Source organism: Paraglaciecola sp. 20A4 (genome assembly GCF_011378905.1).
Taxonomy (GTDB): Bacteria; Pseudomonadota; Gammaproteobacteria; order Enterobacterales; family Alteromonadaceae; genus Paraglaciecola.
Genome location: NZ_WTPY01000007.1, coordinates 159,416 through 173,728 on the forward strand (window position 1 = coordinate 159,416; position 14,313 = coordinate 173,728).

Genomic DNA, 14,313 nt, shown 5'->3' on the forward strand with positions numbered 1-14,313 from the left:
AATTTTAATATCTCTCAAAAATATAACCGTGACTTTGTAGGGTTATTTACTTTATGCTCTTTCGCCTAACAGTAAAATCGGTCTAGTGAAATTATGAATCAGAATCATGAAGTGGGTAGTTTGGTTAAGCGCTTCGCCGATATAGCTGAAGTGCCAAGCAAGTGTCGATGTGGTGGAGCACCGACAGCGCCAGTAAGGGTACCTGACTGCGAAAATCGTTGGACCATTAAGTGCTCCGCCCACACCTGTTTAGCGCGCAATACTTGTCAAGGTTTGAAAGATACGATAAGTGGTTGGAATAGGTTGAGTACGCATTTTTACCGATAAGTACAAATTTCGAGCAGTTTTGCGAAATATTTATTAATAAAGCGTAAATTTAGTCAATTGAAAGCTGAAATTACTTCGCATTTATGTGATATTTAGACACTATTACAGAGAAAAATTACACTCCTCTAGGAGCACTTGTTTGATAAAAATATTGTTGGTTGATGATCACGAGCTGGTCAGAACCGGTATAAGACGTATTTTGGAAGATGTACAAGGTTTTGTCGTAGTTGGAGAAGCTACAACAGGTGAAGAGGCAGTCAAGTTCTGCCGTAAAAATGCACCTGATTTGGTATTAATGGATATGAGTATGCCTGGCATTGGTGGTTTGGAAGCGACCAAGCAGATCTTGCGTTTTAGCGAGAACACACGAATTATTGTGTTATCGGTTCACAAAGAAAATCCTATCCCGGCGAAGGTTATGCGCATGGGGGCATTTGGTTATTTGACTAAAGATTCAGATCCTAAAGAAATGGAACTAGCTATTCGCAAAGTTGCAGCAGGGCAAAAATACGTGTCACCAGACATCGCCCAGCAAATTGCGATCGGTGCGTTAGATTTTAGCGACGGTAATCCGTTCGAATCCTTGTCTGAAAGAGAGTTAGAAATAACCCTCATGCTAACAAAAGGTTCAAAGGTGCCTGATATTGCAAAGTTCTTAAATATCAGTGCCAAGACGGTTAACACCCATCGTTATCGCATGTTTGAGAAACTGAGTGTCAGTACCGACGTTGAACTTACGCATTTGGCATTGCGTCATAAGTTGATAAATTCAGAAAATTTGTAATTAATGAACGACAAGCTTCCGTTTGATTCTAAAGCTTTTCTTAAGGATCTGACTAATCAACCCGGTGTTTACCGCATGTATAATCACAATCAGGATGTGATTTACGTCGGTAAAGCCAAAAATCTTAAAAACCGTGTATCGAGCTACTTTCGAAGTCAGGTCGATGGCATTAAAACTCAATCTCTGGTTAAGCAAATAGCCCATATGGATGTCACTGTGGTTCACAGTGAAGCCGAAGCCTTTATTCTTGAAAATAATTTTATCAAGAAGTACAAGCCACGCTATAACGTTCTACTTAGAGATGATAAGTCATATCCGTTTATCTTCTTGTCGGAGCATACACACCCACGTTTAGCCAACCACCGGGGTCCCAAAAAGCGTAAAGGTGAGTATTTTGGTCCTTATCCAAGTGCTTGGGCCGTGCGTGAAAGTCTGCGTACCATGCAACGAATTTTCCCGATTCGCCAATGTGAAGACAGCTATTATCGCGCACGCTCGCGCCCATGCTTGCAATATCAGTTACAACGCTGCGCTGGGCCCTGCGTTGAAGGCCTTGTTAGTGATGAAGAATACCAAGCACAAGTCGACTTGGCCCGACTGTTCCTCAAGGGTAAAAACAAACAGGTTATTGATTCTCTTGTACAACGAATGGAAACCGCCAGTGAAAACCTGCGCTTTGAAGCGGCAGCGCGTTATCGCGATCAAATTAGCGCGCTAAATAAAGTTCAAGAGCAGCAGTGGGTCAGCGGTAATCAAGAAGAAATGGATGTGTTTGGCTTTGCTTATCGGAATGGCATTGCTAGCATTCAAGGCCTGTTTATCCGAGACAATAAGTTACTCGGCAGTAAAAGCTTTTATCCCAAGGTACCCGCCAATGCTAGCGATGAAGAGGTATTTCAGTCTTTTATCCTGCAGTTTTACTTAGCGGGTAATAAAGTGATACCTAAGCAAGTTATTACGCCTGTTGAACTCACAGAGCAGAGCGCTATTGAAGAATTGCTAACAAAAGAAGCAGGGCGTCGTATTCAGTTTTATCGTGGCGCAAGGGATGAAAAACGACGTTATTTAGAATTAGCCAATACCAATGCTGAGAATGCGCTTATTGCGCGTCAAGGCCAACAGAAATCTGTTTTTGCCCGCTACACAGAATTAGAGAAAATTCTCGACTTTGAGCAACCAATTCAGCGCATGGAATGTTTCGATATCAGCCATACGTCAGGGCAGTTAACTGTAGCGTCTTGTGTGGTATTTAATCGCGAGGGACCTTTTAAAGCGGATTATCGTCTCTATAACATCGAAGGGATCACGCCCGGAGACGACTACGCAGCAATGGCACAAGCGCTTGCGCGTCGTTATCGAGATGTAAAAGATGAAAGTAAAATCCCTGATATATTGTTTATTGACGGCGGAAAAGGGCAATTAACCCAAGCCGAAGATTACTTTGAGAATTGGAAACACGAGAAAAAACCCTTGTTGATAGGGGTGGCTAAAGGTAGCAGTCGTAAGGCGGGTCTCGAAACGCTTATTTTAGCGGGTAACCATGCTACTATCCCGTTATCAGGCGACTCAATAGCCTTACACCTGATCCAACATATTCGTGACGAATCACATCGATTTGCCATCACCGGACACCGAGCGAGGCGTCAAAAAGATAAAAAGACGTCAAAACTTGAATCAATCCCAGGAGTAGGCGCTAAGCGTAGGCAGAGCTTACTTAAATACATGGGCGGCATGCATGGTATTTTGCAGGCCAGTCGCAGTGAAATTGCCAAAGTGCCAGGGATCAGTACAGAACTAGCGGATACGATTTATGATCATATCCATAATTAAAACAAGCTCGTTAAAAACACGAGACAGTAGGTTCGCCTACTCAACATAATCACGAGGACTAACCGCTAAATGTGGACTATCCCTAACATCATCACCTTGATCCGCGTTTTATTAATACCTATCTTTGTCGCGGTGTATTTTCTCGATTGGAAATGGGCGCATCAGGCCGCAGCATTTATTTTTTGGTTTGCTGCTATCACCGATTGGTTCGACGGCTATTTAGCCCGTAAGTTAGAGCAATCTACCGCGTTTGGTGCTTTTTTAGACCCCGTGGCCGACAAACTCATTGTCGCTACGGCATTACTGCTTATTACTGATACGTACGCCACTGCGTGGATAACCGTACCGGCAATATTATTATTAGCGAGAGAAGTCTATATTTCGGCCCTGCGGGAATGGATGGGCCAAAAGGGCTTACAAGATACTGTTAAAGTATCATTTATGGGCAAAGCAAAAACCATGGCGCAAATGCTCGCCTTGATCGGTTTGCTCTCAGAGATGCAATATTTTATGGGAATTCCCATCTATTGGGTGACGCTAGGGTACATTTTATTGTATTTTGCCGCGGTATTATCGCTATGGTCTATGGTGACTTATACAATTGCAGCTTGGCCTTCGCTATCAAAATCCGAAAGTAAACAGGCTTAAATGGGCAAAATTGTTTGAAAATAACGCGCATTAGTCAAAAATCAAGCAGTCAGTCATAAAATGTTATTTTTGTTGTTGACAGTCTTGATAGTGAATGTAGAATGCAGCCCAGATTTAGAGAGCAGCACACAACTCGCTAAGTAAACAAAACATCGTTACTTAACAAGTTTGCTTTTTAAAACAGGTGCGGGAATAGCTCAGTGGTAGAGCACAACCTTGCCAAGGTTGGGGTCGCGAGTTCGAATCTCGTTTCCCGCTCCAAATTAATGCAGTAAGTAGTAAAGATGTTTTTGCTACCGGTAGCTCCCCCAAGGGGTCGCAACCACGCGGTGGCCGGATACGAATATCGTTTCCCGCTCCAAATTTAAAGAAGTAAGAGTAACAGCGTTTTTGTTATTCGGAGAGCTTCCAAAGGAAGCAATGAATGTTTCATTCATTATTAACTCCAAATGTGGCGGAATGGCAGAATGGCTATGCAGCGGATTGCAAATCCGTGGATCTCGGTTCGACTCCGGGTTCCGCCTCCATAATCGCTTCAGCAATACCAGCTTGTTATTATTAACAAGTATCCCCCCGATGCCCGGGTGGTGAAATTGGTAGACACAAGGGATTTAAAATCCCTCGTTCGTAAGGACGTGCCGGTTCAAGTCCGGCCCCGGGCACCATTTTTTGTTTTGTACTCTTGTTACACATTCAAATTCGATATTTTTTTAAAATACCTCTTATGACCGGATTTAAATCGACGCTTCCCGTGATGTGATTGTTGTTGACGTTTAAAAATCTAGGGCGGTCAAATCATGATGTTTAACCCATCCATGGTGCACCTGCCAGCCATTCATCCCTGAATGTCCTTCAGGCAGAACACTGCTTCGCAGCGAAAACATCTACCTTCACCCAGCCCAAGGCACCATTTTTTGTTTTGTACTATTGTTACACATTCAAATTTAATACTTTTTTAAAATATCACTAATGACCGGACTTATACCGACGCTTCCCGTGATGTGAGTGTTGTACTCTAAAGCCTTGAGTGAAGTGGTCTAATACCAATCACCTTAAATTTATGATCTAATTACGTTCAATCTCATCGATAAAAATATAGTTCATGCACTTCTTAAAGAATTTTTAATTTTCCGTTACTTATCGCCAGAGAAAAAAATGGCCGTATGCGTATCAGGTTGATGGCGCTTTCTCATATTAAAAATGGTGCCAATCGAACACAAACAGCTCAATACTTACACGTCAGTCGCAGAATGGTAAACGAGTGGGTAAAGCGCTTTAATGCACACGGTCTCGATGGGCTAAAAGAAAAACGCGTTCTGGCCGCCCTCGGGCATTGTCTACTGAGCAGTTGGAACAATTTAAAGCGTATGTGGTGTCTCATGCCATCAAACCTGATGGAGGAAGGCTAAAAGGCACCCTTATGATCTCCTATGTGGAGCGGGAGTTTGGAGTCAGCTATAGCCTGACAAATATATACCGCCTTCTCCACCAGTCAGGTTTTTCCTGGCTTACGAGCAGCTCCAAACATCCCAAACAATCAGAAGAAGCTCAAGAGACTTTTAAAAAAATTCAAAACTGAAACGATCAATGCGATCAGCTTGGTATTAGAGCAACAATATACGCGAGCTGAAGCCGCCCGCAGTTTGGAACTGAATCCAAATTTAATCACTCGCTGGATCAAAGAGCACGAGCAAGACAATGACGGTCAGGCGTTTCGCGGCAATGGCAAACTCACACCCGAGCAAGAAGAAATCCGGGCGCTCAAAGCCAAGGTTCGCCAGCTTGAAATGGAGAAAAACATTTTAAAGGAAGCGACGGTCTTCTTCGCCAAAGAAATCAAATAAAATACCAATTTATTGCCCAAAAGAAGAAGACCTATCCCATCGATGCCATGTGTCGATTGTTGGGGGTAAAGCGCAGTGGTTATTATCGTTTTGCAAAGCAAATGCATGACGATATTGACCCTACACATAGCGAGATGATTGAGTGGGTTAAGAAGATAGCCGTGGCGGCAGAAAACCTTTATGGCAGCCGTAGAATGCAACATGCGCTGAATTGTTTAGGTTATCCGGTTAGCCGCCACACGGCGCGTAAACTGATGAGAGAAGCAGGTGTGTGGGTGAAATACCCTAAGAAGTATAAAGTCACCACCGATAGTAATCACAACAAGCCGCTGTTTGACAACCTGGTCAAGCGCCAGTTTGATGTTAATGCGCCGGATCAGGTTTATGTAGGGGATATCACCTACATTTGGACGCGTGAAGGGTGGTTATACCTGGCCGTTGTGATTGACCTCTATTCACGTAAAGTGGTGGGTTGGAGCATGAGTTCACGGATGAAAGCTCAATTGGTGGTTGACGCCTTACGCATGGCCATCTGGCAGCGTAAACCGACAGCGGGTTTGATTATGCATACTGACCGAGGCTCGCAATATGCGAGTCATCAATATAGGGAATTGCTATCGGCTCACGGTATTAAAGGTAGTATGAGCAGCAAAGGCGATTGTTCGGATAAAGCTGTAGCAGAAAGCTTCTTCGGGAGCCTGAAACAAGAGCGAGTGCAATGGCAAAATTACCAAACTCGGCATGAAGCGCAAAAGAACATCTTGAACTACATCACGATGTTTTATAACAGTCACAGACCGCATTCAAATCTTGGGTATCAAAGCCCAAATCACTATGAGCAGCAAATGGCTATATTACAAAAAGTAGCTTAACTAGGATGTCCGAAAAATGTTGACCACGTCATGCGCAGGTTTTCAATAATTTCGTGGGGATCCCTCAGACTCTGACCCTTTTTATTATTACTTGAAAAAAAGCGATATGTAGAAACATATCGCTTTTGAATTGAAATATTGAATTAGCTAAAATTACTTAAACCTATTCGTTATCTGCAGTTAGAAATGCATTAAGAAATTCAAACCAAAAGTACGTGGGGCTCCTTTCAAAAATGTGTCTGGGGTTAATCCTGTCGTCGGGAAGAATCCCACATCATAATCTTCGTCAGCTAAATTTCTTACCCATAGCGCAACTTCCCAATCGGCTGATTCCAAAGCCATTCGAGCATTCGCTATGGCATATGAGTCTACCTGATCATTGTTTTGTATCGTCTGGTAGTGCTCACCTGTACTACTTGCGTCAATTTGAGTACGTAGAGTAAAGTTATCACCTAACGGAGCTGCATAAACTACAGCAAAATTCCAAGAAACATCTGCTGAAAAAGGTAGGTCATTACCCTCAAGAGTTGTATCTTCACCTTGAAAGTTATCAATTTCAGAATTAATAAAAGTAGCACCCGCTTTAATATTTAGTCCATCAATAGGGTTTAAGGTTAGGGCAAGTTCAGCGCCCTGAATAGTTGCGTCTGATACGTTTGCACGAACATTAGTGCTAGCTCCAGCCACTATTAATTTAGCGGTAGACTGATAATCGGAAAAATCATAATAAAATAGATTAGCTTCAGCAGAAAGCAAACCGTTATTTGAACGGTACTTAGAACCGACTTCATAGGCAATTACGGTTTCTGAATCAATCGGCAAGGCTTCTTGTGCCGACAAGATAGTCGAACCATCGAAGCCACCTGCTTTATAACCTGTGCTAACCGTGCCGTATAGTCGCCATTCTTTTGCGGGTGTAAATATACTACTAATTTTCCAGGTAACTTTGCTGTCATCAAGAGATTCATCAAATACTAGTGGTGATGCAGGATCAATAGGCACGCCTATATACACTTGTCCTGCAGGGAAAAAGCTTGGTGGTGTACCATAAACCCCATAAGGGTCATTGTTTTGCGTTTGCCCTGTGAATGTCACTTCGTCTGACGAATAACGTAAGCCTGCCTCTAATGTAAACCAATCTACAGGTGTCCAGTCAGATGATGCAAAAATCCCTAAAGAATCGCGCTCTTGAATATAATCTGTTTGTACATCGGTTTGCCATAAACCAGAGTTTAAGAATAATAAATTAGTCCCAAAGTCAATTTTATCTTGAAGAGTAAATGCACCCAATAACCAACTCGCGTTTTCCGAGTATTGTCCGGCTAGGCGAGCTTCGATAGTAAATTGCGAAAAATCGTTATCAAACAAATAATCGGCAACTGAAAATGGTAAGTTATCTGAGGTTGTATAATTACGATCAAGTGACTCGTAACCGATTAAAACGGTTGCAGTAGTATCACCCGAAAATTCGTGATCAATTTGTAGATTTGCACCAACTTGTTCAGAATCTAACTTAGGCAGCATATTTGAGTAAACCGTAAAGGGATCATTATCTAAGGCATTAGCAAAATCAATGAGTGCCGGATCTTGTGGATTAAGAAAGAATGATGCTGAGCTTGCGTACTCTGCCCAATTTTCGGCTGTAACGTCGGGTATAGCTAGTTCAGATTTGTCTTGTCCTAGGGTCACTTTTGTTGTGACAAGCGTCGCGTCTGATACACTCCATTCTGCGGTTACACGAGCAGAAACGCGATCAGACCCACCCCAGCTGCCTTGTGCCGCCACGCTTTCTTGTGGAGTGATGGTACCTGGTGAATAAGAATAGTCAGTGCCAGGTCCTGTACCTAAATGTTCGTAAAAACCATCAGAAGATTCATACATGGCCGCGACCCGAACTAAAAAGTCTTCAGAAATAGGAAGATCAACAGCACCTTCTCCACGAACTGTTCCAAAGTTACCTAGATCTAAATCTAAATAGCCCCCAAAATCAATATCGGGCCGTTTAGTGATTATATTAATTGCGCCGGCGGTAGCGTTACGTCCGTATAATGTGCCTTGTGGGCCCTTTAATACTTCAACTCTCTCAATATCGAAATACTGTCCGTTTAACAAACCATTAGTACCTTGATAAATACCATTTACGTGAATCGCGGCTGATGAAGAACCGTTCGGATTAAAATCATCATCACCAACGCCACGGATAGTTATGCGCGGGGAGGATGCGCCTGCATAGGTTTCACTATAAATCACGCCCGGTGTATTTAAGGCTAACGATTTTGCATCACCTGTACCATTAGCTCTAAGCTCTGCGGTACTGAGGACGTTTACAACACCAGGTATATCCTGAATTGATTCCGTTTTTTTACGAGCCGTTACCGTAATGACTTCTAAATTATCGGCTTCTACATTTAAAGTTTGCGCATAAGCTTGTGATGTGAAAATTGTTAGCCAGGAACTAGCAATAAAGACACCTGTAACTGCTGAGCTGATAATTTTTTTCTTAAAATGATTATTTTTAATTGTGTACGTAGACATTAATTTTCCAAAAATGACGTTTATCGAGAACCGATATTTCATCTAACTTGAGTTTCAATAGTATCACCACCCATATTTATGGCTAGAACATTTAGCCTAAAAATTAAATGTTTCATATAAAATTCACATTAAATTTTATTTTGAATATTTGCTAAAAATCTAGTTAATTGTTTTTAAAAAATCACTACGAACTTAAATGGACACCCAAGATAAATTTGGCCGTTTTATTTAGTTGAACTAAGCGTTTAAGGTTAATTATTTAAAAGGATTCAATGATGCCCCTGTCCCGTAAATCTCAGATTAGTTTGTTAGATACGCCTTATTGTGTGCCCAGAGTTCAGCACTAGCATGGAATGCTTTAATGAACCACGAGTCTATCTGAAATACATGAATAATGCGGCAGGAGCCAAAGTATTCATGGCGCTATCTGGTTGTGCAGATAGTTGAGTTTAAGCGACAGTGACTTATCGTATGCTGATAAGGTGATGTAACTCGCTGACAACGGGGAGTGAGGCGAATTCGTTACGCCAACAGGCTTATCTAAACTGAGTATTGGACGGATGAAGAATATGAACCGATTAACCCGCATCTAAGGGCTGAAGTGTCGCCACTACCTACACGAATTAACAGGTAGTATTATGCTGTGATATTGTGAATAGTTCGGACAATATTACCAATTTTCAAGTGTGTATACGCTTGTCATAGATAAACGTTTATACCACAATTCTGCGTTTGAACAAACGGGGTCAAGTCTTGTGAACAAACGGGGTCAAGTCTTGCATTTTGCAACATTCCAAAGGTTAACTATATTTAGTTAACCTTTTTGGTTTCGGGGATTAATAAAATGAGTAGGCCACTACGACTAGAGTATGCAGGTGCGTTATATCATGTGACTTCACGAGGAAATGAACGCAATCCTATTTATCGAGATGAAGCTGATTTTGACATGTATCTAGACGTTTTAACTCAAGCTTGTGAGCGGTTCAATTGGATTATCCATGCTTATTGTTTAATGACTAATCATTATCATTTATTAGTCGAAACGCCAGATGGAAACTTATCAAAAGGAATGCGCCACTTAAATGGAGTGTACACGCAAAAGTTTAATCGAAAGCATAAACGCGTTGGGCACTTATACCAAGGCAGGTATAAATCTATTTTGGTCGACAAAGACACTTATTTATTAGAGCTTAGTCGCTACATTGTCTTAAATCCTGTAAGAGCTAAAAACATGGTTGAACATCCACAACAGTGGAAGTGGAGTAGCTATTTATACACCACAGGAGAACTAAATTCACCAAACTGGCTAGCTACCAATGCTTTACTATTGTTATTTTCCAAAAAGAAGAAATATGCGATAAAGAAATACCAAGAATTTGTCATGCAAGGGCTTGGGATAGATATATGGGACAATTTACAAAGCCAAATTTATTTAGGAAGCCATGAGTTTGTAGAAAAACACAAACTAGCATTAAGTGAGGACATACAATTATTGTCTGAAATCCCCCACAAACAAACAAGACGAAAAGCTAAACCAATGCTCGAAATATATAAGAAAAATGTAAATAATAAAAAGCAAGGTATGATTGAAGCTTACGTGACTGGGGGATACACAATGAGTGAAATTGGAAGCGTTTTTGGTGTGCATTATTCAACTGTAAGTAGGGTAGTTGCAAAATTCAAGACTTGACCCCAGTTGGTTCCTGACCCCAGTTGGTTCCCAGTTGGTTTTTCTTTAAAAGCTTGTCTAAAGTCTAAATAATACAACTCATTAATTTAAGTCCAAAGTAAACTCGGTAATTTGCGAATAGCACGCTCCCTTTCTCCAACGGTGGGATGAGCAAAACTAATTCTTAAGAAATTTTTGTAGTACCCAGAAACTGAAAACAATGCACCGGGGGTAAGTACGATCCCCAGGCCTAAAGCCAACTGATAAAGCTGAGCGGTATCGATATGTGGATCAACTTGCACCCATATAGCCAATCCACCTGCGGGAATGCTGAAACGAATAGAGTCAGGCCAATGTGTCTGTAAACAGACAATTAATTGGTCTCGTTGGCGTTTTAAAACTTGACGATAAAAATGTAAATGCCGACGATAATAGCCTTCGGCCATAAATGCATGCATACCTTGTTGGATAGATTGATTACCAGCCAATTGAGTTACGAGTTTTAAATCACAAATTTTTTTATGCCAGCGACCTCCAGCGATCCAACCCAATCTTATATCTCGGGATAGGGATTTTGAAAAAGAGCTGCAGAGTATTACCCTGTCTTGACTATCAAAAGCTTTCAGAGGGGGGGCTCGTTCAGTAAAATGAAGATCGCCATATATATCATCTTCAATTAAGACCATATCAAAACGATTTGCTATCTCAACAAGTTGTTTCTTGTGGCCCGCAGGCATACTAGCACCACTTGGGGTAGCAAAACTTGGCGTAACAACACAAGCACGAATTTTCCATTTTTGTAAGGCTTTTTCCAGCTCCGTAGGGTTAAACCCATCAATAGTAGATGACGCGATTTCAATAACATTTAACTGCAATTTTTCCAACAATTGCAGGACTCCATAAAATGCAGGACTCTCAATCGCAACGTTATCTCCAGGTTGACACGTTGCCATTAAGGCTAAAAACAGGGAGTTTTGACATCCCGCAGTAATACAATAGTCTGATGCCGTAATGTTTAAGCCCACTGAACGATAATGTTCTTTGATTTGAAAACGTAAGTCTACAGAACCCAAAGGTGAGTCGTAGTGCATTGCTTTTTGTTGAGTATGGCTACGTTGAGCTTTATTTAAGTAGCGATTGAGAATATTTATATGGTTAGAAGGCGAAGTATTTGAGCCATGAGGCAAAATGTCAAAGGCCGCGCCACGCTGCATAATATCATTAAACAACTCAGATAAATTTACTGCCATAGGTGCCAGAGTTTCAGAATTCGGGCTAATAGGATTTTTCTGTTCGAACAAATTAGTAACAAAGTATCCAGTTTTAGGTCGAGCTTCAATAAGTCTCGAAGCTTCTAGCTCACGCAATGCATGAATTACCGTATTTTTAGATACCTTATACTGTTCCGTCAGTTTCTGAATAGATGGAAGTTTTTCACCGCCAATCCACATTTTGTCTATGATTTTACTTTCTAAGTTTTGTGCAATTATTTCGTACTGGTATTTTTTCAAAACTCAAACCTCCGATACTTGGTTTTGCAATATTTACGTTAGCAAAAACCATCTCATAACAAATCTGTACCCATAATATTTTATTATCTTGTATCTGTAATCATTTAACTCAAATTACTAAAATTCACACTCTCTGTTGCCTTAATGTTTGAGTGAATTTGTCATAGTGTTATTTGATATAGATTCTTTGTGCAGCAGATTATCTAAACAAGAATGTAAATATCTAAGGGCCTGCAAACAATGAACAACAAAGAATCACAAGTCGTTACTGGTAAACTATCAGACAACGAACGTTTAAAAGCACAAAGTAAAAATCTCCGCGGCACCATATCTGAAGACTTAGATGATATAATGACAGGTGGTTTCAACGGTGATAATTTTCAGCTGATACGGTTTCATGGCATGTATCAACAAGATGATCGTGATATCCGTGCTGAACGCGCTAAACAGAAACTCGAGCCCCTACAAAATTTGATGTTACGGGCACGCTTACCCGGCGGCATAATCACTTCTAAGCAATGGTTAGCTATAGACAGTTTTGCAGGTGAAAACACCTTGTATGGCAGCATTCGCTTAACCGCTCGCCAAACCTTTCAGTATCACGGAGTACTCAAACCTAAACTCAAAGCTATGCACCAACTTTTGAGTCGGGCTGGTATTGATTCAATTGCCACAGCAGGCGACGTCAATCGTAACGTTCTATGCACTTCGAATCCTATGGAGTCTGATTTACACCAGCAAGCCTATGAGTGGGCGAAGCGAATTAGTGAGCACTTGTTACCTAAAACTCGTGCTTATGCAGAAATTTGGTTGGATGGTGAGAGAATTGAATCAGTAAAATTAGAAGAAGAGCCTATCTTAGGAGGGAATTATTTACCTCGAAAATTTAAAACCGCCGTTGTTATACCCCCACAAAATGATGTGGATGTACATGCTAATGATTTGAGTTTTGTAGCCATTGCACAAAACAATGAGCTAATCGGCTTTAACGTATTAGTGGGGGGCGGTTTGGCAATGACACACGGCGATAAAAATACTTATCCACGAAAAGCCAGCGAGTTTGGTTTTATCAAGTTAGATAAAGTGTTAGCCGTGGCTGAAGCCGTGGTAACGACTCAACGTGATTGGGGGAATCGGGTCGAACGTAAAAACGCTAAAACGAAATATACCATTGAACGCGTTGGCGTTGAGACGTTTAAACAAGAAGTAGAGCGTCGAGCTAAGGTGCAATTTGTCGAACCTAAACCTTACGTATTTACCGAAAGAGGCGATCGAATTGGTTGGGTTGAAGGAATTGATAAAAAGTTTCATCTTACTTTGTTTATACAAAATGGCAGGATCTTAGATTATCCAGGCAAAGCATTAAAAACGGGTTGTGTGGAAATAGCCAAAATCCATCCTGGAGACTTCCGATTAACGGCCAATCAAAATCTGATAGTGGCTGGTGTACCTTCTGAATTGAAAGATAAAATTGAAGACATTGCACGTCAACACGGATTAATAACAGACCATTTAAGTACCCAAGCTAAACACTCTATGGCCTGTGTATCTCTGCCGACCTGTCCGCTAGCTATGGCCGAAGCAGAGCGCTATTTACCCGATGCAATTAAAAATCTAGAGCAAATCCTTAAACGCCATGGTGTAGAGCATGACAGTATCGTCTTTCGAATTTCTGGCTGCCCAAATGGTTGTTCTCGGGCAATGCTGGCAGAAGTCGGCTTAGTTGGAAAAGGACCTAACAAATACAACCTACATTTAGGAGGGAATCGCCAAGGAACTCGTATTCCAAAAATGTATCTCGAAAATGCGACCGAACAACAAATTATGTCAACCTTAGATGAATTGGTGGCTCTGTGGTCAACTGAGCGCTTTGATGATGAAGGCTTTGGGGATTTTGTAATTCGCAGGCAGATAGTAGCGGAAGTAATTGATTCAGCTCGTGATTTTTACAACTAACAGACGCTGTTTCCAATTATTTAAATACGACGCTTTCAAATTCCTCATTAGATCGGTTTTCGAAAATAGTCGTCCTGAACGTTATCGACGCCAAGAACACATACAGAGTTAAATAAACGTGCAAAACACACAAAATATAATTCCCGTAAAAGTCATTGACGCAACTCAAAATACCAAAAAGAACAGGGTTGTGCAGGTTGTGAAACCGAATGACAAAATTTATGTACGTGCGGTAAAAGGCAGAATTGAGAACTTTAGACGTGGCAGATTCAACTTTGAAGTGCATAACAGCTAAGCAGCTATTGCTACCATGTGTTCAGCCATTAACTTGGCTGGC

10 protein-coding genes and 3 tRNA genes are annotated in these 14,313 nt (G+C 41.3%); 11 read left to right on the forward strand and 2 right to left on the reverse strand.

Annotation, left to right across the window (positions count from 1 at the left end; all coding sequences use genetic code 11):
* Positions 1–93 precede the first annotated feature (93 nt).
* From GQS54_RS10095 to GQS54_RS10140, 9 genes are all read left to right on the forward strand, one after another.
* Complete coding sequence (locus tag GQS54_RS10095) at positions 94–327, forward strand: hypothetical protein (RefSeq protein WP_166423871.1); 234 nt, start codon at positions 94–96, stop codon at positions 325–327.
* A 139-nt stretch (positions 328–466) separates the two neighbouring features.
* A complete protein-coding gene (gene uvrY, locus GQS54_RS10100; RefSeq protein WP_158770236.1) occupies positions 467–1,111 on the forward strand; it encodes a UvrY/SirA/GacA family response regulator transcription factor in 645 nt (214 codons plus the stop codon).
* Positions 1,112–1,114: 3 nt separating this feature from the next.
* Positions 1,115–2,941: an excinuclease ABC subunit UvrC gene (gene uvrC, locus GQS54_RS10105; protein ID WP_166423872.1), complete on the forward strand. Its 1,827-nt coding sequence runs from the start codon at positions 1,115–1,117 to the stop codon at positions 2,939–2,941.
* Positions 2,942–3,010: 69 nt separating this feature from the next.
* Positions 3,011–3,589 carry a CDP-diacylglycerol--glycerol-3-phosphate 3-phosphatidyltransferase gene (gene pgsA / locus GQS54_RS10110; protein ID WP_166423873.1) on the forward strand — a complete coding sequence of 193 codons (579 nt, stop codon included), beginning with the start codon at positions 3,011–3,013 and terminating at the stop codon, positions 3,587–3,589.
* 186 nt (positions 3,590–3,775) lie between these two features.
* Positions 3,776–3,850 (forward strand) — tRNA-Gly (locus tag GQS54_RS10115).
* Positions 3,851–4,042: 192 nt separating this feature from the next.
* Positions 4,043–4,116 (forward strand) — tRNA-Cys (locus tag GQS54_RS10120).
* 51 nt (positions 4,117–4,167) lie between these two features.
* Positions 4,168–4,254: transfer RNA gene (locus tag GQS54_RS10125), tRNA-Leu, on the forward strand.
* Between the two features lie 498 nt (positions 4,255–4,752).
* Positions 4,753–4,998: a helix-turn-helix domain-containing protein gene (locus tag GQS54_RS10130; RefSeq protein WP_166423874.1), complete on the forward strand. Its 246-nt coding sequence runs from the start codon at positions 4,753–4,755 to the stop codon at positions 4,996–4,998.
* Between the two features lie 117 nt (positions 4,999–5,115).
* Positions 5,116–6,305, forward strand: a protein-coding gene (locus tag GQS54_RS10140; RefSeq protein WP_346766565.1) for an IS3 family transposase whose coding sequence is annotated in 2 segments (ribosomal slippage) — positions 5,116–5,398 and positions 5,398–6,305 — 1,191 coding nt in all. Because the reading frame shifts where the segments join, the coding sequence is not laid out codon by codon here.
* A gap of 180 nt (positions 6,306–6,485) precedes the next feature.
* Here the strand turns inward: GQS54_RS10140 and GQS54_RS10145 are convergent.
* Positions 6,486–8,840 carry a TonB-dependent receptor gene (locus GQS54_RS10145; RefSeq protein WP_166423876.1) on the reverse strand — a complete coding sequence of 785 codons (2,355 nt, stop codon included), beginning with the start codon at positions 8,838–8,840 and terminating at the stop codon, positions 6,486–6,488.
* An 844-nt stretch (positions 8,841–9,684) separates the two neighbouring features.
* Here GQS54_RS10145 and GQS54_RS10150 point away from each other — a divergent pair.
* Positions 9,685–10,530, forward strand: a complete 846-nt coding sequence (locus GQS54_RS10150; RefSeq protein ID WP_166423877.1) for a transposase — start codon at positions 9,685–9,687, stop codon at positions 10,528–10,530.
* Between the two features lie 86 nt (positions 10,531–10,616).
* Here the strand turns inward: GQS54_RS10150 and GQS54_RS10155 are convergent, their stop codons facing one another.
* A complete protein-coding gene (locus GQS54_RS10155) occupies positions 10,617–12,020 on the reverse strand; it encodes a PLP-dependent aminotransferase family protein (protein ID WP_240919892.1) in 1,404 nt (467 codons plus the stop codon).
* A 240-nt stretch (positions 12,021–12,260) separates the two neighbouring features.
* Here GQS54_RS10155 and cysI point away from each other — a divergent pair, with 240 nt between their 5' ends.
* Positions 12,261–13,976 (forward strand): assimilatory sulfite reductase (NADPH) hemoprotein subunit, encoded by a 1,716-nt coding sequence (cysI, locus tag GQS54_RS10160; protein WP_166423878.1) that lies wholly within the window; start codon positions 12,261–12,263, stop codon positions 13,974–13,976.
* Positions 13,977–14,313 lie beyond the last annotated feature (337 nt).